This window comes from Rummeliibacillus stabekisii, from assembly GCF_007988965.1.
Lineage (GTDB): Bacteria > Bacillota > Bacilli > Bacillales_A > Planococcaceae > Rummeliibacillus > Rummeliibacillus stabekisii.
In genome coordinates this window covers 369,574-392,546 of the sequence record NZ_BJVD01000002.1, presented here as the reverse complement: position 1 = coordinate 392,546, position 22,973 = coordinate 369,574, and the positions used below count along the sequence as shown (strand labels likewise).

Sequence of the window (22,973 nt, the reverse complement as noted above, 5' to 3'; positions counted from 1 at the left end):
TAGAAGGCCCCTTGGTCAAGCGGTTAAGACACCGCCCTTTCACGGCGGTAACACGGGTTCGAATCCCGTAGGGGTCATAATAAAAAAACTCTTGGAAAATTTCCAAGAGTTTTTATTTTGCACTTTTTAAGCATAAGGTATTCCTTAATCCTAGGCGGACTTTATATACGTGTTATCGTAGTTCTATAGTGAAGTGCTCATTTACTTGTTTAGTGCTTCCAATTCTATTAAAACTTTTTTAAATTGAAGCTCTGCATCTAGAATGATATGTTGCAAATCTTTTGTGATATTGTTTACCTGTTTTGTTTCAATTCTAATATGATCCACATTCATATTAACTTGATTTATAAATTCTGCTACATTATTCGCTAGCTTGCGTACCTCTTCTGCCACAATACTAAAACCCTTTCCTTGGTCTCCTGCACGTGCAGCTTCAATGGCTGCATTTAATGCTAATATGTTTGTTTTCGTGGCTATGCTTCTCATTAATTGAGATACTTCACTTATTAATTGAGTCTGTTTAGTTAGTGATTGCAAAGCATCCATCTTGGATTCAGTGTTTTCCGTAACAGCTTTTACTAAGTTAGTTGGAATCTCTTTTAATTGGCGGGTGGTAGAGATAGTTTTATTTTCCCGTTCTGTAATATCAGTTGCAATCTTTAAGATACCTTCTATTTCACCTGCCTTGTTTAGGACAGGAATATAGGTAGCTTCAAGCCATACAGTTTTTCCATATTTATTAATACGTTCAATTTTTTCTTGAAATCGAACACCTTGCTTTAAATTTTCCCATAATGCAATGTATTCTTTGCTGCTTGAAAATTCATGTGTACAGAATTGTTCGTGTTTCATGTTTAACATTTCATTAGCTGTATAATTCAGTGTGTTTGCAAAGTTTTCATTTGCCCAGATGACTTCCCGATTCAGGTTAAATTCCACCATTGCTAAATTTTTTTCAAGCGCCAACAATACAAATTGCTCATTTAATATTTGAGAGCTGCCTGTTATAAGGTTAGTTTTAATGTTCTTTTTCCTCTCATTATATGTATTTCCTTTTTCCTATTTTAAAAAGAATTAAGTGTAATTATACCATTAGACTAATTCCTTTGATATATATTTCTTTGTAGAAAAAGGTAATAATAATTAAAGAACCAATAAAAAAGCATCCCTTATAAAAGGGATGCTGGAAATTCAATAGGTAAGCCGCCTTTGCCGTAATTTTAAATATCGAAAGTTTTAAACCACCACTCCTCAAAGTGGGTGTTCGCAGAGCATTTCATGTTCGTCCGCATCAAGGTGGATGCGGCATACCAGTCCGTACTCAATTAAAACTCCCTATTACAGCTTAAAGGTTAAAACTTCATATTATTACGTACAACGCAGCTTGTATTCATATAATACTCCCCTTGAAGGCAATCCGCAAGAGAGAACACCTATGAAATTATTGGGAAAATAAATCTTACTTTTTCTTCATTGTATAGAAGAAAATAAAAAAGCATATGCCTATGATTCAGGCCTAAGCTTCAGAAAGAACGTGTTGGGTAAGCGTAGTAATATCGATTGGCGTCTTCTCAGAAACTACGTCTGCCAAGATGACATTTTTAAAGTACTTTACACATGTAGGAAGAGGAATTTTCAATAACTTTGTTAATGCTTCCTCATACATGCTTACAAATTCCTTATCGGTGTTTCCTCTTTTCAACTCAGAGAAAGCTTCATAGAAGAGATCGAGCTTATCCGCAAATTCTAGCAATAGTCCTTCAAGCGTTGAATCTTTTCCTTCTTTCATGCGATCAAAGAATATTTCTTGGAATTCCTCAGGGATTTCGTGAAGGATGAATTTTTCCATCATTTTTTCTTCTACATGTGAAATCATCTGTTTTAATTCTGGTGATGCGTGTTTGACAGGGGTCTTAATATCACCAATGAAGACTTCCGCAAAGTCATGGTTAATCGTTTTTTCATAAAGTGACTTCCAATCAACTGTAGCCCCCTCCATTTCCTCTAGGGTACCGAAAAACATGGCGTATTGGGATACTTTCCAGGAATGTGCTGCCACGTTATGCTCTTCAAACTTAAAACGTCCTGGACAACGAATAATTCTTTCTAAATCCGTTAAACTTGTAAAAAATCTATGAATGCCTATATTAATCACTTCCTTGAAAATAGTATATGCCTTGCTAAAAAAATGTGAACATAAAAATGCGTATTAGGGTTTACTACAATCAGTGCAATAAAGCACATCAGAGAAAAATTTTGTAGCTTCACCCTTATTATAGTCGGAAAAATAAAAGTTATCCGGTTATTTACGGAAACGTAAACAGATCTTTATTTTGTATTTACATATTCGCTGTTATTCGTATATTTCATTATGAATGAACTCATATTTATCTATTTGAAAACTATTACAATAAAGAAGTTTCACCTTTTTGTTGATTGCATGTCTAGTCAATTTCTATTAAGGTAAAAGTAATAAATAGATAGAAAAGGAAGCAGAAGATATGCTGTATTCAACTGGCGTTTTTATCCATGTATTAAGTGCAATATTATCAATCGGCCCATTCTTTGTCCTTTTACCTATGCTTAAGAAAATGAAGACTGCTCTAATACATGAAGAAATGGTTGCCTATGTAGCAACGTTCCAGATAGCCATTCGTGTCGTGAAGCATGCGGGCCATGTTTTAATCATATCAGGAATATACTTGCTCTGGCGTAGTGGTTATTCGATTGCAACGCCATTTATAGCCGCTACAATTGGACTTTTGGTTGTATCGCTCTTTTTTCTAGCGAAAGCATTCAAACCGACAATGCGCACGTTTAATACTCCAGAATATGACCAACAACAATTTGTTGGTAAGCTAAAAAGAGCTACATGGATCTACGTAATTCTATTAACCTTAATGTTATGGTTCATGGTGACAAAACCTGTTTTATGGTGATTCATCGATGGCTCGATGAATCAATAGAAGAATTACTAATAATCCTACTTCTATAATGTGAGATTAATGAAAATAGGTGGAAAATATGAGATTAATGAGAATCGCTCTGATCCTGCTTGCTGTTATTCTGATCTTCTTCGGATGGACAGCATATAAAGAAAAAGGACAGAAGGAGCGCATCAATGAAATTATTAATAAACAGCAATATGTTAATGAAATAGAAGTAAAAGATCCTAACAAAGGTAAAATCATTTGGACCACAAAGTCTGAAGCAAACCAATTCAAAGAGCAATACCCTTTAAGCCATATTGAAAACCTCAAAAAAGAAGATCGAAATCAATTTGCTGAAAAACCGGATTATACTATTATTTATAAAGCAAAAGGCAAAGAACTATACAAGGTGGAGATCCTTCATCTTTTAGATAATAATAAAGTTAGCAAAGAAATGAATTCTTTTGTATTCCATGCGAATGATGAAGAATATATTATTTATTGGGCAGAACAGCAAAAAGTATTCGAGCAATCGTCTAATACACAAAAATTGCTTGAACGTATTCAGAAAAAGTAAATGCTTAGTAGATGCATTGTAAGATAAATAATTGCCCAAGAAATAATCCATATGAGTAAATGTTATAATAGAAGGAGTTTAAGACAAGGAGTGTTCCTGTGACAAAGTGGTATAGTGTTTTCCCTAAAAATCCAATTCTTAGCGGATTGGCGTGGCTCTGCCTTTGTTTTATTCCATTCTATATGATTTTTGATACATCACAAAAGCTAGAAAGCTCTATTGCAATTGCTATTCTACTTTTATATCTTATCTGTTTTCGGTTTGCCTATACTGCGACGAATGGACTTCTTTATTTGTGGATAGCTTTTGGCATGGCCATTAATGCGGTAATGACCGTTTTATTTGGATATATCTATTTTGCATTCTTCACGGCATTTTCAATCGGCAAAATTCATCATACGGTAGGATTTTATATCATGTATGGTTTGCATATTGCGTTGACGGTAGGCTCTGTTATTGGCGGCTTCTTTATAGAAACAGATGTATTCATTCAAGAACTTCCTCTTATTGTCGTTATCTTGTTTAGTGCAATAATGGGTCCCTTCTATTTATATAGCGAAAGTAAAAGCAAGAGGCTCCAAGGTGCGCTACAGACGGCTAATGCTAGGATTTCTGAGTTGAGTATATATGAAGAGAGGCAGCGGATTGCAAGAGACCTGCATGATACATTAGGACAAAAACTATCTATGATTGGTTTGAAAAGCGATTTGGCTGTACGTTTAGTGCAAAAGGATCCCAATGCGGCGATTCAGGAATTGAATGATATACGTCAAACATCCTCTATTGCATTGAAAGAGGTTCGTGAAATGGTCTCCAACATGAAAAATGTAAAACTGCAGGAGGAAATGCAACACGTCCAGCAAATCTTAAAAGCTGCGGATATTAGACTAAAAGTGGAAGGTAATCCTCAGTTTGATGCTATACCAACGATGTTAAGCAATTCGTTAAGCATGTGTCTGAAGGAAGCAGTAAATAATATTGTACGACATAGTCAAGCAACAGAATGCTCAGTCGCTATTAGTCAAACTTCAGATATGATTGAGTTGGTTGTAAAAGATAATGGAATTGGCATTAAAAAAGGTGTAAAGAGAAATACAGGTAATGGGTTAAACGGTTTAAAGGAACGTGTGGAGTTTGTGAATGGCGAGCTAGAGGTCAAAGATAATGATGGTACATTTATAAAAATCACTGTGCCTATTGTTAGGCCGCCAACAGAATAGCTCAAGTATCACATGAGATACTTGAGCTATTTAACATACATATGACTGAAATGTGAGTTTTATTTATTCAACTAGTCAAAAACATTAAAAATTTTCTTTTTAAAGATAAAATTCATGAAAAAGAAAAGGATATATTGTTTTAATGTCGAATTGTAAATAGTAAGAAAATTAAAAAATATAAAGGGGTTGGGTGGAAATGAATCAAGAAAATCAAAGAGCGATACAAGATGATTACCCAGATGACTTTGCTTGGTGCTATGGATGCGGACGTAATAATAATGAAGGAATTCATGTAAAGACATATTGGGAGGGTGACCAAACGGTTTCTTCTGTTCTTCCGGATAAAAAGTATACAGCTTTACCAGGCTTTGTGTACGGGGGTTTTTTAGCTTCATTTGTGGACTGCCATGGCACTGGTTCGGCATCATTAGCGTTGCATCGAAAAAAAGGCCATCAACCGGGCGACGGTGTCGAAGCGCCTCGTTTTGTCACAGCTTCTTTGCATGTTGATTATTTAAAACCCACACCTCAAGGTATTACCTTAAAGGCAACTTCAGAAGTGGAAGAAATCCATCCGAAAAAATTCAGGGTGAAAACCCAAATTCACGCAGGCGACCAACATGTGGCGAACGGAGAAGTAGTAGCAGTCGTAATGCCAGATACTTTTATAAAAGATAAAGATTAATATAAAAAGAAAACTTCATAATAGAGGGGAAGAGAAAAATGTTTAATCCACAAGACTTCGGAGAAAAATTAAAAGAATTGCGTATTCATAATGGGTACTCCATGCTGTCGTTAGGAAAAGCAATCGGCACATCTGCAAGCCGTATTAAAAGCTGGGAGATGGGCGAAAGTGTACCTTCCGCAAGCTGGATTGTGAAGCTGAGCAATATATTGCAAGTATCAGCAGATGAATTGTTGTTAAATATGCTTGAGGAACATGCACCTAAAGCAGATAAGCCATTTCCTAAAAAGAGGAACGTCATTTTAAATGATTTGAATATATTGCTGCATGAGCTAGATAAAAAAGATCTGTGGGAACTCTATACACTAGCTGAGTTAAAGGCTATGCAAAAAGAAGTAACACTATAACTTGATCTTACTCTAAAAATGCTGTGTTTAAGTTATATCCCTGTGAATCTTCTATTAAAGAACTTTCTTCTTATATAACTATTTCTGGAGGGCTTGAATGGAAATATACCAGTTCAGAAAAGATGTTGGTAAAAAAAACACAAAATTCGACTCAGATTTTATTCTGTCACGTGTTGCACAAACCCAGAGCTTATCTCAAATTGTGTGTATGTATCTTGAGGAGAATGGTAAGATTGGATATCATCAAGCTGTTGTACCTCAGTTATTTTTAGTTGTAAACGGTGAAGGTGTTGTTCGGGGGAATTCAGAGGAAGAGATAAGGGTTAATAGTGGAGATGCTGTCTTTTGGAATAAGGGAGAATGGCACGAAACCAAAACCGAAACAGGATTAACGGCTATCGTGATAGAGTGTGAAGCATTAGACATTTCATCATTAATAGCTCTATAGAAAGATAGCTGACGAGTATTTTAAAAGAGCGGGAGTAAAGAAGGGGTGGCAGTTACCACTCCTTTTTCTTTTGTATTTTAAAAGAAAAAGGGTAGTTTATTGGATATTTATAGAAATTAATACTTCACCTTAAATATAAAAGGATGTATTCTTCAACTTTCTTTGTAATATTTCAGCGTAAAATGCTTCGTTTTTCATCAATTTTGCCTCATTTTAACCCAATTTCAAATAATATTTTATATTTTTTCTATGTTTTTATCTGTTCCTTCATTTTTATAAGTTGAATTAACAGTATTTTAACCCTCTTTTTTCCATGATCTTTCATCCTATACATGCCAACTATTCGACGTATAATTTTAAAAAAATTAAATTGTTCATGTATAAATAGTCAGATAATTGGGAAAGAATGTAACACGATTGTTACAGCGCCAACATCTTTTAGCAATAGTTATGACATATGGGCGTGGTAAAGTTATTCGTGTTAGTACAAAGGAGGTCGTTTTTGAACGATGAAAAAATATTTAATTGCACTAGCAGGTGTATTCGCATTAGGAACTGCAGCTTTAACTACTCAAGCGTCAGCTGCTAGTTACAAAGTGGAAAAAGGAGATACACTTTGGAGCATCTCACAAGATGAAGACGTATCCGTAAAGGATCTAAAAAAGTTGAACAATCTATCTTCTGATATTATTGTTCCAAAACAAAAATTAAATACTGGTAAGAATGAAGAAAAGTCATATAAAATAAAAAAAGGCGACACATTATATAAAATCGCAACTGAAAAAGGTGTTTCTGTTGGAGATTTAAAAGCAATTAATGGACTTGCCGGAGATACTATTTATGTGGGACAAACTCTTGCATTAACTGGAGAAAAAGCAAAAGTAGAAGCTGCCTCTACACAACAAGTAGAACCAAAAGCAGCTAACCCTGTTGCAGCAGCTCCAGCAAAACCTGCTGCCCAACAACAACCAGCTACACAACCATCATCAGGTAAAACAATGACTGTGACAGCAACAGCATATACACCTAATTGTGCTGGTTGTTCTGGTGTAACTGCCACAGGCGTTAATGTAAAAGCAAATCCACATATGAAACTAATCGCAGTTGACCCAAGTGTCATTCCGCTTGGTTCAAAAGTGTGGGTTGAAGGATATGGTACAGCTATTGCAGCCGATACAGGTGGCGCAATTAAGGGACACAAAATTGACCTATTAATGCCAAACAATAGCCAAGCGAATAGCTGGGGCGTACGTACAGTAACAATAAAAGTATTGAATTAGTATTCAAATTCAACAATAGGTAATCAAAGAAAACGTTCGTAATGCAACCCGCATTATGAGCGTTTTTTTTTTAGATGGTTTACAATAGGGGTATCAAAAAACGGATGGGTGTAGATCAAAATTAATAAGACTAAACTTCTCCAATGGGTTAAAGTGGTTTTGCCAATATTATTAATGGTTTTTGCCATTCATGAGATCGCTAAAATTATAGGGAATGTAGATCGCCATGAAATAGCTGTTCAAATAGAAAATTTAGATATTCGAACAGTTGCTTTTACTGCCTTGTTATCTCTAGTGCTCGTTTTTCCTATGTTCTTTTATGATTACTTTATCGTTAAAAAGCTAAAATTGAATAGACCATTACGAAAATTAATGAAAGAGTCACTAATTATTAATTCATTCTCGAATTTAATAGGATTTGGTGGGTTAGTCGGCGTTTTGCTGCGTACGCACTATTTCAAGAAGAAAGAAGTTGACAACACCTCTTTCTTTAAAACGATTGCCTCGGTCACGCTCTTTTATTTGGCGGGCCTTTCCCTGTTTACTTGGATATTGCCTTTATTCTACTGGGATTTTCCTCTTTTCAAAGAGCATAAAATCGTTGTTTTTGCAGCAGGTTTAATTGGTTTATATTTACCTTTTCTCATTATTAAAGCTATCATACAGTTACTTTCAAAGAAGACAACCAAAAAGCACGTACTATCTGATGTATTACTGGTTTGCGTTTCAACCTTAGAGTGGCTCGGTGCTTTTACTTTTATTGTCGTGCTTATCCATCTTTTAAAAATACCAATCAGTATAGAATCTGTTATTCCTATCTTTGTTGTTGCGTCATGTGCCGGCATTGTCAGTATGATTCCTGGTGGGCTAGGTTCATTTGATTTGGTTTTTATATGGGGAGCCCAAGCTCTTCAAATACCGGAAGAATCGATTCTAATCCTATTGCTCTTTTATCGAGTAGGCTATTATGTTATTCCTTTTTTGGCAGGGCTGTTACTCTTTGTACGAGAGTTGTGGGGAAAGTTCAATGTGAGCTTTAATGCCATTCCAAGGTTTTTCCTTGAAAAAACCAGCCATATACTTGCCACAGCGTTTGTATTCCTAGCTGGACTTATTTTGCTGGTATCTTCTGTAGCGCCGAGAGCTATAGAAAGCATTCGCTATGCAAAGGAGCTAATGTCTTTTCCAATAGTCAATATTTCTCACCAATTGGCGGTGGCGACAGGCTTTGTGCTGCTGGCATTATCAAACGGCATATCGTATAAAGACAAAAATTCATATCGCATGACAGTGTTTGTATTGTTATTCGCTTCAGCACTTTTTATTGTGAAAGGTATCCAGTATAAGCAGGCCTTATTTATGTTGTTTGTAGCTGGGCTTTTGTTTTTGTCACGGGGCCGCTTCTATCGAGAGAGCTACATTGTAACGTGGGGTAGAAGCATATTAAATACTTTCATTATTTTGGCTATTTTACTGCTTTATATTGTTATTGGATTATTCGCATATCCAACGATAAAATATTCAATGCCGCAAAAGCTACAACCATTTTTTATCACAGATTCTAGCGATTTATGGAAAAGTGCTTTTATGGGTTTGATTGTTGTACTTATTGTAGTAGTCTGCGAAGTGTCACTGCGCAAATTAACGCAGTTTAAAAAAATATCTTCGCGCGAATATGAAGAAGAAATCTTTATCCACCTGAATAAATATGGAGGAAAAGAGTTATCGCATCTCATTTTCTTGCATGATAAGTATGTCTATTGGAATTCGAAAAAGACGGTCCTCTTTCCTTATCAGGTAGTCGCAAATAAACTAGTTGTGCTGGGCGATTTAGTTGGAGAGAAAGCAGATTTCAGAGAAGCCATTGAAGAATTTATCACGTTTGCTGACCGGTATGGTTATACGCCCATTTTCTATGAAGTAAGTGATTCATTCGTCCCTTACTTGCATGGTTTTGGCTATCTTTTCTTTAAGTTCGGGGATGAAGGGTATATTGATTTAAAAACGCCATTACCCGACTCAAATGGGTTGCGGAAGATAGAAGACACATTTAAGAAGAAGGGGTGCCATTTTGAAATATGGCCTCCACCTCATTCAGAGGATGAACTGAAGCAGCTTCGCCAAATATCAGATGAATGGTTAAATAATCGTAAAGAAAAAGGCTTTTCGCTAGGCTATTTCAATGAATCGTATCTCCAATATACGCCGGTTGCTGTTGTAAAAAGAAATCAACATGAAATTGTAGCCTTCGCAAATTTAATTCCGCTTTATGACCAAGAGCAGACAGTTACAATCGACTTAATACGTTTTAAAAAAGACTTTTTGCCTGAGCATATTTTAGACTACTTATTTTTAAATATCTTTCTGGCAAGTGAACAACAAGAATTTAAGCGTATAAATGTGGGGATGACACCTCTTTCACATGTAGGAATTTCACGATTTGCCGGTATAAGCGAAAAAATCGCAACGCGCATTGTTGTTGAAGGTGAGGGCTATTATAGTTCTCCTGCCATCCAGCGTATTAAAGAGACATATATTAACGAGTGGGAAACTAAATATGTTGCCTATCGCAAAAAGACATCATTGCCTTTTACTATTCTGCAAATCATGATGTTGATAGGTGATAATAATTTTTCAAATATGAGAATGCAAGTAACCGAAGTGAAGCAATCAAGAAAGAGAACATAGCATTTTGCGCTATGTTCTCTTTTTTCTTATTTTCTTATTTTAAATACTTGATTATAAATTGTATCTATTGTAAGATATAAAAAATCAGAAAATTCAACTAAAATAAGGAGTGTACAGATGAACCCATCTAGATTTGAAACGTATTTATTAGACGAAGAAAAGGAAGAGACAATGGAAAGTACTACAAACGAAGAAATGATTCCTCTTGAAGAACTAACACAGTTTCCTGCAGGTTTTTTCAGCGAATTATAATCAATACAACATGCCTACGCAGCCAAATCTATGGCTGTTTTTTTATTTGTAATCTAATCCGAAAAGGATAATGGCTTTGAAAACATTGGCTAATGCAGTATGATGAAAAAACGAGGTGATGGATAAATGGCAATTGATGAACAAATTTTAGAATGGTTTCATTACTTTCATGAACATCCAGAGGTGAGTTGGAAGGAACATGGAACTACCCGAAAAATTAGTAGTATTTTAGATGAATTACATATCCCTTACCGGGAATTTAAGGATATTCCTGGGCTTGTAGCTGAGATAGGCGAAGGAGACGAAGTAGTGGCAGTACGTGCAGATATTGATGCACTGTGGCAAGAGGTAGATGGTGAATGGAGAGCAAACCACTCTTGCGGCCATGATGCCAATATCTCAATGGTGCTCGGTGCATTGTTGCATTTAAAAGATGCCCCGTTACAGCACAAAGTACGTTTTATCTTCCAGCCTGCTGAAGAACAGGGAAACGGAGCGGTTGCTGCTTATGAACATGGCGCAGTAGATGATGTGTCACATCTCTTCGGCGTACATTTGCGCCCAATCGAAGAATTAGCATTAGGTATGGCATCACCTGCAATTCACCATGGCTCTGCAATCTTTTTAGAAGGCGAAATAAGAGGGGTTGATGCACATGGTGCTCGCCCACATCAAGGAAATAATGCAATTGATGTAATTATGGCGATTCATCAAATGGCAAAAAATATTTACATATCGCCATTTGAACCTCATTCTGTAAAGCTGACGAAAATGATAGCAGATGGCGGAAGTATAAATATCATTCCTGGTTCAGCAAGTTTTTCAATGGATATTCGAGCACAAAAGAATACGGTGCTGGAAGAAATCCAAGAAAAAGTAGAGCATGGATTGGCTAGCTTAGCTAAGCAATTCAACATTTCGTTGAATTGGAAATGGATTGACTTCACGCCAGGCGCAGAAGTGTCTAACGAAGCTGCAGATATGGCGGAAGCAGCAATTGTCGAAGCATTGGGTACAGAACATTTGGCACCACATGTCATTACACCTGGCAGTGATGATTTCCACTTTTATACGATTAAAAAACCAGAATTAAAGGCAACCATGATTGGTATTGGTGCTGACCTTGCACCAGGTTTACACCATCCACACATGTCGTTTAATCATAAAGCTCTATTCGACGGGGCGAAGGTGCTCGCAACTGTATTAGAGAAAAAAACTCAGAGCATTAACTTATAAAAAAGACCGGTTTGACATTATGCCAAACCGGTCTAATCTTATTAGGAATACGTAGAAAAATTAAGTTCATAAACAGCACGCGGTCTCCCTTGCTGATATAGCATTTCTTCACCTACCACGACAGCATAGCCATGGTCCACTAGCTTTTTTAAAATCCTTTCCGTTGTTCTTCGTGTGACCTGCAGGTAATCCGTCAAATCCTGTGCTGTGAACTGAAGGGACTTCCTAGATGTACTGAAGGCCATGATTTTTGAAATGTTTTGCGGACTTAGCTTTGTTTCTTTCGCCATTTGGAGCACATAAGGATCCTTTGTCTTGAGTGATAGCTTTATCATTTCAGGATGAGGATATTGAATAAGTTCCTTTTCCTCATTCATGATTAGTATGGTATTATGCTCTGCAAATTGTAGTGCTTGCCTAGCATTTTGCTTTGCTTCTCGAATAGATGTTCCATAGCCAAAGGTAAGCTTTGCTGTAGTTGAGCTTGAATGGAGTGCCTGTTCAAGCAAGCTGTACTGAAGAGCATTGTAAAGATGTCCATACGTTGTAAATACTTCGAAATGATAGTCATCAATCTTTTGGTATGTAGCATGAATAGTAGATGTGATTTGCTGTAAGAGCAATTGATTTTCCTTTTCTTGCTCTTTGAATGCTATAATGCCCACTACAGCTTTTGCTGATTCAGATTTCAGCATTTTGGAAAGTGACTTGGTTTGTTTCAAATGTTGGATGATTGTACTGTTCGGATCCTGCATACGGATGGCTGGTATACCTGCTGAAACTAGATCATCATATATTTGATGTATACTTGTAATAATGAATTTTGCTTTTCCTTTATGCCATAATTGTTGATGTGCTTCTTTGATTTGTTCAAATGATGATTCCAGCTCAATTTCCTGTATAAAAGGCGGTTCGCCAGAATAATGAATATCATTTAACACATGGCGGACATCTTTTGCATTCATGACATCAATAGAAATTTCAGAAATGGGTACTCTATAGTTAGACAGAACAGAGAGAAGAGATGTTGAAATAGCTGCTTCATCCTGTTTTAAATACGTCCAGGGAATAGGCCAGTCATGCAGCAATGGTTTAGCATATAAGTAAGGAAGAGTGCCTGATAACAATAAGGCATCACAAGGTTTAACTTGTTTCATTAGATTAGGTGTTTCATTTGGCGCCTGATAGATGTAAAATTCTAATTGGATATTAGATATTTCTTGAGCAATCGATTCTAACCTTTCACGAAAGGCAGAGGAACAAATCACAGCAATTTTAATGGGCATTGTACCGGTTCCTTTCTTTTTGCCTATTTAGCGACAGTTTAACGACAATATATCAAGGAGTCAAATAAATGTAAAGGGAAAGGGAGAAAAAAATGAAAATCACGAAAATAGATATTTATGCTATACATTTACCGTTAATCGAGCCATTTGTTATCAGCTATGATACATACGATACAATGCCATCCATTATCACTAAAATCACAACTGATGAAGGGATTGTCGGTTACGGAGAAGCAGTGCCAGATGAGCATGTAACAGGTGAAACATGGGAAGGTGCCTATATGATGTTGAAACATCAATTAGCACCAGCTGTCATAGGCCAAGATCCGCTTTGCTTTGAAAAGATCCATGATCTTATGGACAAGACGGTATATCTTGCACCTGCTGCTAAAGCTGCCATTGATATTGCTTGCTTTGATATTGCAGGAAAAAAACTGCAAGTGCCTGTTTATCAACTTATTGGTGGACGCTATCATGAGAAGTTTCCTATCACTCACGTTTTAAGTATCGGCTCGCCTGAGAAAATGGCACAAGAAGCAGCAGAACGCGTAGAAATGGGCTATCATTCCTTCAAAATGAAGGTCGGTACGGAAGTGATGAAGGATGTAGAGCGCATTAAAGCGGTTCGCGAGCGAGTAGGCGATGCTATTGATATTCGTGTCGATGTCAACCAAGGCTGGCATAATGCGGCCACAACACTTAAAGGATTACGAGCGCTTCGCAAGATGAATTTAGATTGGCTTGAACAACCGGTCGATGCAGATGATATAGATGCCATGGTCGAGGTAAAAGCAAAAAGCGATGTTCCCTTGATGATTGATGAAGGTTTGCATGGAATGAAAGAAATGCGTGAAATTATAGCTAAACGCGCAGCAGACAAAGTGAATATCAAGTTGATGAAATGTGGAGGCATCTATCCAGCTATGAAGCTTGCCCATATGGCAGAAATGGCGGGGATTGAGTGCCAAATTGGCTCCATGGTTGAATCTTCGGTCGGTTCTGCGGCTGGCTTCCATGTTGCTTTTTCGAAGAAAGTCTTTAAAAGCGTGGAATTGACAGGTCCGCTTAAGTTTTCAAAGGATATCGGTAACCTGCACTATGACGTGCCATTCATTTCCTTAAATGAAAAAAGCGGTTTAGGTGTAGATGTAGATGAAAGCATCATCAAAGAGCTCTGCCAATTTTCATGTAGTGTCGATGGAAAGGAAGAGGGCAATGAATGATATTGCAAAAGGAACGATTGGCGGGAATGTGTATCATGCAAGCATTTTAACTGCTGACCATTTGCCGGCAATCATGGCTTTGCAAGAAGAAGTAATTGGAGCCTTAACAGATCGTGATTCTCTGCAACCACTAAGCGAAGAAGAGATTATCCACATTTTTAACGGAAATGGCCTCATGATCGGTATTTTTATTGCTGATGAATTAATCGCTTTTCGTGCTGTGCTTTTGCCGGAGGTTGATGAGGAACATTTAGGACTAGACTGTGGTATCCCACAAGAACAGCTTTCACGTGTGCTTTATCAGGAAATTTCTAATGTCTCACCTCGCTATCGTGGATTAGGTCTACAAAAGAAAATGGCGTCTATTATTATGGATCAAATTGATTTAAGCCTTTACGATTATGTATGTGCAACAGTCAAACCTCTCAATATCCCTAGCTTAAAAGATAAATTCTCGCAGGGATTCCATGTGGCTGGATTGAAGGAAAAGTACGGTGGCAAACTGCGCTACATTTTTTTAAAAAACCTAAAAGAAAATGTTCCGAGCTTTACTCAAGAACAGGAAACGGCGATGACAGATACTTTAGGACAACAGCGGTTAATTAAGGCAGGATTTATTGGAACACATATGCTTCAAAGAGACGGTCAGTGGATTGTTGTCTATAGAAAGTAAAAAAAGCAAGCGGAGAACTATTCTCTGCTTGCTCTTCTATTCTCAGGATGTCCAGGATTCATTGTATTTGTCATCAAGCTCTTCTTCTTTTAACTCAAGTGCTTGTGATTCTGCTGGAATAGGATCAACTGTCTGCATATCTTCATGCAAATCATAGATACTAATGTTCTCAGAATCCAGCATGTCTGGCCGATCTTTATAGGGAAGATCAACAAATATTTTTTTGTTTTCAGGTAACGAATCCTTTTTCATTGCTCACACCTACCTTTTGTAGGTTAGTGTGTGTGCGTTGCATATTATTATGCACCCATGAATGTTTCATAGAGTAGATAAAGATTTAATAATACGACAATGGCTGCAACGATCCAACCGATAAAAGTAGTGATTTTATGATTTACAAGGCCACCCATTATTTTTTTATCACTTGTGAACTTAATGAGTGGTATAAGTGCGAAAGCAATACCAAAGGACAAGATAACCTGGCTCCATACTAAAGCCTTGGTGGCGTTTGCGCCGAACCCAATAATTAATAATGGCGGCAACATCGTAATAAAGCGTCTTAGATAAATTGGTATATGCTTCTTAATAAAGCCTTGCATTACCACGTCTCCAGAGAGTGTACCGACGGAGGAGCTAGCGAGCCCTGCGATTAATAAACCTAAGCCGAATGAAATGGCAGCTGTTGGCCCAAGCATGTCATGGAGCGAGTTGAAGGCTACATCCAAGTCTTCAACATTCATTCCTTTAGTATGGAATACGGCTGCTGCAATGATAAGCATACTCATATTAATTGCCCCGGCAATAATCATAGCGATCACAATATCAATGAATTCAAATTTAAAGATCTTTCGTTTTTGTTCATCATCTTTTCCAACCACGCGATGCTGTGTTAGAGACGAATGTAAATAAATAGCATGTGGCATAACAGTAGCGCCTAGTATGCCAGTAGCCAGAAGAATCGAATTAACTCCATCAAACTTAGGAATGAATCCTGCTGCTAACGCTCCTCCACTTGGATGGGCAAGGAATGTTTGAAAGGCAAATGCCAATACAACCATCATGACCATCGCTGAAACACCTGCTTCAAAAGCTCTTACGCCGCGTCGTTGTAATTCAAGGATGGCGAATGAACCTACTGCTGTAATAAGTGCAGCTGGCAACATAGGTATATCAAATAATAAATATAAGCCAAGCGCAGCCCCGATAAATTCTGCTAAGTCAGTAGCCATAATAACAAGCTCAGCTTGAATCCATAACAGTATAGAAGTAGATTTTTTAAATTTTTCCCGTGCAATTTCCGGCAAGTTTTTCCCTGTAGCAATTCCTAATTTAGCTGAGAGAGATTGAATTAAGACAGCCATTAGATTTGAAAAAGCAATGACCCATAAAAGAAGATAGCCATATTCAGATCCTGCGGTAATATTCGTAGCGAAGTTGCCTGGGTCAATATAGGCGACAGCCGCTATAAAAGCAGGCCCTAGAAAAGGCAAAATATTTTTGATGCCATGGGATTTGCCATTTAATACATCATCGGCGGTCGGGAAAGCCATTTTTGTTTTTCTATTTCTCATATTTTTCCCCTTCACTTAAAATTGTTGTTGTAGAAATAAAGTTTCCCTAAGGCAAATTTTATAGTGTAAAGTGTACCCTACATTTAATGAAAAGTAAAGCCTGGATTCTTTTCTATTTTAGAAATATTCCATTTAATGTGTGTAGGCATTTACCTGGATTCATAGAATTTTTTTGAATGGTCACTAAACAATATTCAATTGCCACTTGTTGATTATTATAAACATTGTCATGTTACCAATAAAAAAGCCCAAAGGAATCATGTTTCCTTTGGGCTTGAGTCTATTAAGCTCTTAATTTTGGTTTTTGCTTATGTTTAGCATTTGCCGCCTGTACTAGAATAGTCTCTTTTTTCTTTAATAGCATCGTATAGTAGCTATGCAGTGACATACCAATGATAATGGCAATTATCCCAAACAGCGCAAGCGGGGTGGGGAGCGGAATACCTAAGAGCAAAATTTCTCCAATGATGACGAATATAATCTCTGTTGATTGAGTAGCTTCGACAGCCGCTAGCTTGCCTTGGTCATGATGAACGCGGTCAGTCGCAATAAAAAATAGCACAGTCGCAATGACCCCTGAGCTGATGCCGACAATCAATGACTGAATCAACTGGCTCATAGATGGAAGGCCAACTGTAAATAGTGCATAGACGGCCATCACAATCCAAGCGGGCATAGAAGCGATCGTCATTCCCAGCACACGTTGGAACGTATCTAGTCTTCCCTGGCAAAGATCCATCATCTTACGGTTGCCAAGTGGATAGGCAAATGCCGCAACGATAACCGGGAGTATGCTCAACAATAACTGTGATGTAGAGACATTTTGACTACTAGGTATTTGAATTAAAATAATGCCTATCACGATAATGCTTGAGATAAGAAGTGAAGTGACGGGGACCTTTTGACGTATGGGACGCCCGTCAATATAATTCACAAAGAATGGCGCAAGCAGCACCCCTGCTATGATTGTAAACTGCCATGTACCGGACACAAGCCACCCTGGCCCATATGCCGCAGCGAATGTAAGCGGAGCATAAAAAAGGACAAAGCCGACAAAGCTCCAGCATAACCATGGCAAGGGCTTTGCTTTCATTTCTTTCGTAAGAACGGGCATCCCTTTACGTGCAGACACGATGATCAAGAGAAAAGGGAGCATGAAGAAATAGCGCAAAGACGAACTCCACAGAAAACTCCCGCCTTCTAATTCCATCGAATGATTTAATATAAAGGTCACGGCAAAAAATAAAGAAGCCAAAATACCAAGTGCTATTTCTTTCATCTCTCCACCTCTTTTCAATTATGCTTTTTGTTCAAATAATTGGACAATCTCGATAATGACATTTGTTGCTTTGACCATAGTTTCTGCAGATACATATTCAAATTTACCGTGCATATTTTCTCCACCTGCAAAGATATTAGGTGTTGGGAGTCCCATGTATGATAACTGAGAACCATCAGTACCACCACGGACAGGGGAGATTAATGGCTTGATGTCCAAGTTTTTCATTGCTTTCTCTGCGATATCTACAATCTCTTTTACAGGCAAGATTTTTTCTGCCATATTGTAGTATTGATCATTCATTTCTACGGTAATAGCTTCTTCGCCGTATTCTGCTTGGATTTTCTTCTCCGCGTCTTTCATAGAAGCTTTCTTCGTTTCAAATGCTTCGCGGTCATGGTCTCGAATAATATATGAAAGAGTAGTATTTTCTACATCTCCATCAAAACGCATTAAATGAATAAAGCCTTCACGATCCTCTGTTTTTTCAGGAACAGCCTCTTTTGGCATCAATTCTTGGAATTTAATCGCCATAGTAATCGCGTTGACCATTTTATCTTTAGCTGAACCTGGGTGTACACTTGTACCGCGTGTTTTAACTTTAACGCCTGCTGCATTGAAGCTTTCATATTGAAGCTCGCCTAATGGGCCGCCGTCCATTGTATAAGCGTAAGTCGCATTGAAGCGTTCTACGTCAAACTTATGCGGGCCACGGCCAATTTCCTCGTCAGGTGTAAAGCCGACACGGATCTTGCCATGTTTGATTTCCGGATGTTGAATGAGATATTCCATAGCTGTCATGATTTCGACAATACCAGCTTTGTCATCAGCACCAAGTAATGTAGTGCCATCTGTTGTAATTAATGTTTGGCCAACATAGTTTGATAGCTCAGGTGAATTTTTTGGTGAAAGGACAACCTTTTCATTTAATTGAATATCGCCGCCATCATAGTTGTCATGACGTTGCGGATTCACATTCGTACCTGTATAATCTGTCGCTGTGTCCACATGTGCTAAAAATCCGATTGTGGGAATGTCTTTTTCTGTGTTGGCAGGTAATGTAGCAAACAAGTAGCCAAACTCATCCACTGATACTTCTTCCATACCGATTTCCTTTAATTCGCTTTCTAATACACGAAGTAAATCCCACTGTTTTTCAGTAGATGGTGTAGTTGGGCTTTCTTCGTTTGATTGTGTATCAATTTTGGCATAGCGAATCAATCGCTCAATAACTGTTTCTTTCATTGTGTGAATCCTCCTTAAATTTTAAGCATTGCTATAATTCTAACACTTTCTTTAGTTGTGCGAAATATTTTCAGAAAAGAGGAGAGAGAAAATAATTGAAATAGTTAGCTATACTAACTTTATATAAGCTTAATAGAAGGTTACAATAATTAACAAATAGATTCATGAACATATTGCATTATATGGTATACCAGTTGGATTTTTATTATTAGGTTTTTTATTTCTCATAATAGGGGCTAATGGAGAAGGGTTGCCGAGTTTTTTTCTAGGCCATCTGGTGTGATGGAATGGTCAATTTCTAATAATGCTATCAAAGCTTTTAATTTTGTTCCCACAGCTTTAGGAATTACTTTTTTGATTTTGTTTGTTAGCACCTTTTCAATTTCATTTTATACATGGCAAAAGAATGTGTTGAGGGATATCGATAATGAAACAGAAAAGGGATAGCAAACAGCTATCCCTTGCATTTTTAATTCACAAATTTCGTGTGAAGATAAAACTCGTAGTTTGCGATTTTTTCTTTTAGTAACCTGAATTCTTCGAGGTGAAGTTATCAAAAAAGGTATGGTCATCACGTGACAATGGTTTTTCAGCTGGCCCTTCAATTACTTCGCCGGTATAAGTGAATCTGGAACCATGGCAAGGGCAATCCCAAGATCGTTGGCCATTGTTCCATTCAACCTCGCATCCTAAGTGAGTACAGGTTGTATCAACAATATGCAATTCTCCTTCTGTATCCCTATAAGCGCCTTTTCTTTGGCCGTTGATCGTGATAACGCCGCCTTCATCTTTCTTTATATCTTCTAACGATTTAGTAGTTATGCCAAATTTCCCTTTCATAAACTGCCTAGCAACATTCACATTTTGAGCTAAGAGATTTTTTAAGCTTGGATTTGCATAAAACCGTGATGGTGAATATAAGTCCTGATACTTACTTCCTTTATTTACAATGACATCATGGAATAGAAGGGCAGCAGCTGTTCCGTTCGTCATTCCCCACTTTCTAAAACCTGTGGCAATTAATATATTAGGATCATTGCTTGTGAGATTACCGATATAAGGCAACTTATCTAGTGTTATTAAGTCCTGAGCAGTCCATCGGTAGGCGATACTTTCAAGCCCAAGAGCATGTTCCGTAAAGTCTTCTAATGCTTTGTAGCGTTCTAGTATGTCCCCGCCTTGACCGGTTTTATGGTCCTCACCAAGAACAAGCACGTATTCCTCGTCGTTAATGGTTGCTGAGCGCAGAGAACGTGATGGCATCTCAGCGCTAATATACATACCGCCCGGATATTTGTTCTTTACTTTTGTAGCAAGTACATACGAGCTACTTGCATGCATTCTTGCTGAGTAGAGTCCCATGCCCTCATAAAAAGGGAAGTGGGTGCAAATAAGCACATGTTTAGCTGTAATGCTATGATTCTCGCGGGTTAAAACCTTTGGCTGTTCCTTTGTCTCTATGTTGACAGCTGTTGTATTTTCAAAGATTTGGCCGCCTTTTTCTGTAATGTGTTGTAGAAGATGTGCCAAGTACTTTAATGGATGAAATTGTGCCTGGTCTTTCATTACAATCCCGTTCTGTATATCGATATTAAAAGGAATGCTATTCACCAATTCGCCATTGATGCCAAGCTTTTCATAAGCCTCAGCTTCTTTCTTTACTTTCATTGCATATTCTTCCGTGATCGCATAAACGTAGGCATCCTGTTTAGAGAAATCACAATCAATGCGATGCTCACTAATTGTATTTTCGATGAAATGCAGTGCTTCTGCATTTGCTTCATAATAAAGCTTTGCCTTACTCTCACCGATATTCCTGATAAATTCATCATAAATTAAACCATGCTGAGCTGAGATTTTTGCAGTTGTATTCCCTGTGGTTCCATTGAGCACATGGTCTGCCTCGATTATAGCAACCTTTAAACCTTCGTTAACTAATAGAAAAGCAGAAGTAAGCCCGGCGATACCACCACCTACTATAACGACATCAACATTAATGTCTTCTTCTAAACGCGGAAATGTGGGCAACTTTACAGAGTCTATCCAATAAGATTGAGTGTTTTCTGGAAGCTTTCCATATTTTTCTGGCATTATTTATCCTCCAATTACCTTTTTTAAAAGAATTCCCGAATTGGAGGATAATTATACCAATCTAGTTGAACTATTTAATGATGTTGGAACTCCATATCCTCAAGCATATAAATTCTTTGAAACTTTCATTCACTCCAACCGTATTTATAGGATAAGAAAGGATGAGTAATACATGACACTAACTCTTACGATGTCAGCGTTGATCGGTTTGATCGCAATGGTTTTGGTAACGCCGCTTGCAAGTAAGACAGCAGAGGGCGATCGTAAAACATCGTTTAAATTAAAATTTGGCTTATTTATTTTTATTGTAGGAACATTAATTTCGAGCATTGTCTTCTATGTAACTAAAATAGATCAAAATTGGTCTATAATATGGCCTGTTATTTTAGTTCTTGCTATCATTGGTCTTTTATTATCTACAGGAATGGAACGTAAAATAAAAGGTTTAATCGCTTTTGCTAGTTTAATTTATTTTGGTTATCTTTTAGCTGCTCCCGTTTTTAACGCCAATCAAAAATTTGAGTCGGCGGATATGGATCACAAAGTGGAAATGAAAGCGTTTGATGACACGAAAACGCCTGCAAGTGTTCCACCAAAATTTGCACGAAATAAGATGAAGAAGGCCTTCAGCCAAGTGCCAAATCCTAGCTATTATGAATTAGGAGAATTGCAGATCCAAAAAGTAGCGGGCGAATATGTTTATATTGCACCCGTTGAGTTTTCTGACTTTTTCAAATGGATGAAGGGGAAAGTTTCGCCAGGGTATCTCATCATGAGTGCAACCGATTCATCTAACAATCCAAAGTTCGTTAAATCAGAAATGGTTTACACAGCTTCTGGCTATTTTAACAATAATGTCGAACGCCATATGAGACTTGCTAATCCAAAAGAAATTTTTTATGGCGATCCACAATTGGAAGTAGACGATGACGGCAAGCCGTATTACATCAGAACGTATGGAAAATTCATTTCTGCGCGTAATGGCTTTGATCCAAAGGGCATCGTTATGGTAGATGTAAAAACAGGCGCTTCTAAAACGTATACATTAGATAAAATACCTGCCTTTATTGACGGAGCGATCTCTCCCGAAGCAGTAAGCCGACAAAATGAATATTTCGGCAAATATGTGCATGGTTTTTGGAATAGTCTAGTCGGCAAGAAAGATGTAAAATTGCCATCAGATGAAGGGACAGAAGCGAATGTCAGCCCTGTCTTTGATGAGAATGGCACAATGTTTTACTTCACTGATTTTAGAAGTCCGAAAAAAGGTGTAGATTCTATGCTTGGCTACTCTTTAACAGACGCGCGTACAGGTCATGCAACGTACTATACAGGCAATAAAGAAGAATCCTATATGGATTCGCAGGGTGCAATTCAAATCATTGAGAAAAAATTTATCGAGAAAAAATGGCGTGCTTCTATGCCAATTATCTACAATTTTTACGGTGAAGCCAGCTGGCTTGTACCAGTGTTAGATTCCAATGGCTTCCTACAAAATTACTCGATTGTGTCTGCAGCAAGGCCTGAACTTTCAGTATCTGCAGCAACACCCAATGAAGCACTACGGCAATATAAAACCATTATCTCCCGAATTGGCAACAGTTCATTAAAAGGAACATCTGCAGCAGAAGAAAAAGAAACTCAAGGAAAAGTAGTCCGCGTTTATAAAGAAAAGAATGGGGATTTCACAACTATTTCCTTCTTGCTAGATAATAAAGAAAATTATATTGTGAGTTCAGAAGTGGCTCCTCTCGCAGTCTATCTGAAAGAAGGCGACACGGTGAAGCTGAAATATGTGAATTCAAGCGAAGTCTTTTTACCAGTAAAAGAAATGGTTATAGAGGGAATCGAAGAAAAATAATTAAAAAAGCTCTATAAGGCA

The 22,973-nt window shown here is 37.6% G+C and carries 21 protein-coding genes, 1 tRNA gene, 1 other RNA gene and 1 pseudogene; 14 read left to right on the top strand and 10 right to left on the bottom strand.

All coding sequences use genetic code 11. The features are described from left to right. Positions 1–5: 5 nt before the first annotated feature. Positions 6–77 (top strand) — tRNA-Glu (locus RST01_RS07665). 124 nt (positions 78–201) lie between these two features. Here RST01_RS07665 and RST01_RS16295 read toward each other — a convergent pair. The 4 genes and pseudogenes from RST01_RS16295 to RST01_RS07650 all read right to left on the bottom strand — a co-directional run bounded on the left by RST01_RS16295 (position 202) and on the right by RST01_RS07650 (position 2,155). Next, the gene (locus RST01_RS16295) at positions 202–546 is read right to left on the bottom strand and encodes a methyl-accepting chemotaxis protein (RefSeq protein WP_371859440.1); all 345 of its coding nucleotides are present in this window, start codon (positions 544–546) and stop codon (positions 202–204) included. Positions 547–639: 93 nt separating this feature from the next. Continuing rightward, positions 640–966, bottom strand: a pseudogene (locus tag RST01_RS16290) (PAS domain-containing protein); the annotation flags it as partial. Positions 967–1,196: 230 nt separating this feature from the next. Continuing rightward, a non-coding RNA gene (gene ssrS, locus RST01_RS07655) (6S RNA) lies at positions 1,197–1,389 on the bottom strand. A gap of 127 nt (positions 1,390–1,516) precedes the next feature. Beyond that, entirely contained in the window at positions 1,517–2,155 is a 639-nt protein-coding gene (locus tag RST01_RS07650) for a YfbR-like 5'-deoxynucleotidase (protein ID WP_184117536.1), read from the bottom strand. 346 nt (positions 2,156–2,501) lie between these two features. On the opposite strand from RST01_RS07650, the gene RST01_RS07645 reads away from it, so the two are divergent. The 10 genes from RST01_RS07645 to RST01_RS07605 all read left to right on the top strand — a co-directional run bounded on the left by RST01_RS07645 (position 2,502) and on the right by RST01_RS07605 (position 11,723). After that, positions 2,502–2,939: a hypothetical protein gene (locus RST01_RS07645; RefSeq protein ID WP_147195674.1), complete on the top strand. Its 438-nt coding sequence runs from the start codon at positions 2,502–2,504 to the stop codon at positions 2,937–2,939. 85 nt (positions 2,940–3,024) lie between these two features. Continuing rightward, positions 3,025–3,507, top strand: a complete 483-nt coding sequence (locus RST01_RS07640; RefSeq protein WP_147195671.1) for a hypothetical protein — start codon at positions 3,025–3,027, stop codon at positions 3,505–3,507. 98 nt (positions 3,508–3,605) lie between these two features. Then, positions 3,606–4,727 carry a sensor histidine kinase gene (locus tag RST01_RS07635; RefSeq protein ID WP_244946669.1) on the top strand — a complete coding sequence of 374 codons (1,122 nt, stop codon included), beginning with the start codon at positions 3,606–3,608 and terminating at the stop codon, positions 4,725–4,727. A 196-nt stretch (positions 4,728–4,923) separates the two neighbouring features. Then, positions 4,924–5,412 carry a PaaI family thioesterase gene (locus tag RST01_RS07630; RefSeq protein ID WP_147195669.1) on the top strand — a complete coding sequence of 163 codons (489 nt, stop codon included), beginning with the start codon at positions 4,924–4,926 and terminating at the stop codon, positions 5,410–5,412. 38 nt (positions 5,413–5,450) lie between these two features. Then, positions 5,451–5,819: a helix-turn-helix domain-containing protein gene (locus RST01_RS07625; RefSeq protein WP_066791447.1), complete on the top strand. Its 369-nt coding sequence runs from the start codon at positions 5,451–5,453 to the stop codon at positions 5,817–5,819. A gap of 97 nt (positions 5,820–5,916) precedes the next feature. After that, positions 5,917–6,267, top strand: coding sequence for a cupin domain-containing protein (locus RST01_RS07620; RefSeq protein WP_147195667.1), 351 nt, complete (start codon positions 5,917–5,919; stop codon positions 6,265–6,267). A 509-nt stretch (positions 6,268–6,776) separates the two neighbouring features. Beyond that, positions 6,777–7,547: a 3D domain-containing protein gene (locus RST01_RS07615; RefSeq protein ID WP_147195665.1), complete on the top strand. Its 771-nt coding sequence runs from the start codon at positions 6,777–6,779 to the stop codon at positions 7,545–7,547. A 153-nt stretch (positions 7,548–7,700) separates the two neighbouring features. Continuing rightward, on the top strand, positions 7,701–10,235 hold the full coding sequence (gene mprF, locus RST01_RS07610; protein WP_280524620.1) for a bifunctional lysylphosphatidylglycerol flippase/synthetase MprF: 2,535 nt from the start codon (positions 7,701–7,703) through the stop codon (positions 10,233–10,235). 117 nt (positions 10,236–10,352) lie between these two features. Continuing rightward, positions 10,353–10,487, top strand: coding sequence for a hypothetical protein (locus RST01_RS16260; RefSeq protein WP_255475973.1), 135 nt, complete (start codon positions 10,353–10,355; stop codon positions 10,485–10,487). Positions 10,488–10,613: 126 nt separating this feature from the next. Next, positions 10,614–11,723 (top strand): amidohydrolase, encoded by a 1,110-nt coding sequence (locus RST01_RS07605; protein ID WP_147195661.1) that lies wholly within the window; start codon positions 10,614–10,616, stop codon positions 11,721–11,723. A 41-nt stretch (positions 11,724–11,764) separates the two neighbouring features. Here RST01_RS07605 and RST01_RS07600 read toward each other — a convergent pair whose 3' ends face one another. Beyond that, entirely contained in the window at positions 11,765–13,009 is a 1,245-nt protein-coding gene (locus tag RST01_RS07600; RefSeq protein ID WP_147195659.1) for a hypothetical protein, read from the bottom strand. 92 nt (positions 13,010–13,101) lie between these two features. Between RST01_RS07600 and RST01_RS07595 the strand changes: the two genes are divergently transcribed. After that, complete coding sequence (locus RST01_RS07595; RefSeq protein ID WP_147195657.1) at positions 13,102–14,232, top strand: mandelate racemase/muconate lactonizing enzyme family protein; 1,131 nt, start codon at positions 13,102–13,104, stop codon at positions 14,230–14,232. Beyond that, positions 14,225–14,905: a GNAT family N-acetyltransferase gene (locus tag RST01_RS07590; RefSeq protein WP_184117535.1), complete on the top strand. Its 681-nt coding sequence runs from the start codon at positions 14,225–14,227 to the stop codon at positions 14,903–14,905. Before RST01_RS07595 ends, RST01_RS07590 begins: the two co-directional genes overlap by 8 nt. A 42-nt stretch (positions 14,906–14,947) precedes the next feature. Here RST01_RS07590 and RST01_RS07585 read toward each other — a convergent pair whose 3' ends face one another. From RST01_RS07585 to RST01_RS07565, 5 genes are all read right to left on the bottom strand, one after another. Further along, complete coding sequence (locus tag RST01_RS07585) at positions 14,948–15,157, bottom strand: YczO family protein (protein ID WP_147195655.1); 210 nt, start codon at positions 15,155–15,157, stop codon at positions 14,948–14,950. A gap of 47 nt (positions 15,158–15,204) precedes the next feature. Next, positions 15,205–16,455: an Nramp family divalent metal transporter gene (locus RST01_RS07580; RefSeq protein ID WP_244946675.1), complete on the bottom strand. Its 1,251-nt coding sequence runs from the start codon at positions 16,453–16,455 to the stop codon at positions 15,205–15,207. A gap of 304 nt (positions 16,456–16,759) precedes the next feature. Then, positions 16,760–17,755 (bottom strand): DMT family transporter, encoded by a 996-nt coding sequence (locus RST01_RS07575; protein ID WP_147195651.1) that lies wholly within the window; start codon positions 17,753–17,755, stop codon positions 16,760–16,762. Positions 17,756–17,773: 18 nt separating this feature from the next. Next, entirely contained in the window at positions 17,774–19,000 is a 1,227-nt protein-coding gene (pepT, locus tag RST01_RS07570) for a peptidase T (RefSeq protein WP_147195644.1), read from the bottom strand. Between the two features lie 522 nt (positions 19,001–19,522). Continuing rightward, positions 19,523–21,091: an FAD-dependent oxidoreductase gene (locus tag RST01_RS07565; RefSeq protein ID WP_147195642.1), complete on the bottom strand. Its 1,569-nt coding sequence runs from the start codon at positions 21,089–21,091 to the stop codon at positions 19,523–19,525. A 172-nt stretch (positions 21,092–21,263) separates the two neighbouring features. Here RST01_RS07565 and RST01_RS07560 point away from each other — a divergent pair, with 172 nt between their 5' ends. Then, positions 21,264–22,952: a YrzE family protein gene (locus tag RST01_RS07560; RefSeq protein WP_147195640.1), complete on the top strand. Its 1,689-nt coding sequence runs from the start codon at positions 21,264–21,266 to the stop codon at positions 22,950–22,952. The last annotated feature ends 21 nt before the right edge of the window (positions 22,953–22,973 follow it).